This is a genomic window from Pseudomonas sp. ICMP 561, assembly GCF_002699985.1.
Classification (GTDB): domain Bacteria; phylum Pseudomonadota; class Gammaproteobacteria; order Pseudomonadales; family Pseudomonadaceae; genus Aquipseudomonas; species Aquipseudomonas quasicaspiana.
In genome coordinates this window covers 1-234 of sequence record NZ_LKBT01000060.1, presented here as the reverse complement: position 1 = coordinate 234, position 234 = coordinate 1, and the positions used below count along the sequence as shown (strand labels likewise).

Genomic DNA, 234 nt, shown 5'->3' with positions numbered 1-234 from the left:
CCCTGAGGAAAAGAAATCAACCGAGATTCCCTTAGTAGTGGCGAGCGAACGGGGACCAGCCCTTAAGTGGCTTTGAGATTAGCGGAACGCTCTGGAAAGTGCGGCCATAGTGGGTGATAGCCCTGTACGCGAAAATCTCTTTGTCATGAAATCGAGTAGGACGGGGCACGAGAAACCTTGTCTGAACATGGGGGGACCATCCTCCAAGGCTAAATACTACTGACTGACCGATAG

General features: G+C 51.7%; 1 rRNA gene. It reads left to right on the top strand.

The features are described from left to right. Positions 1–234, top strand: a 23S ribosomal RNA gene (locus AO242_RS25440); the annotation flags it as partial.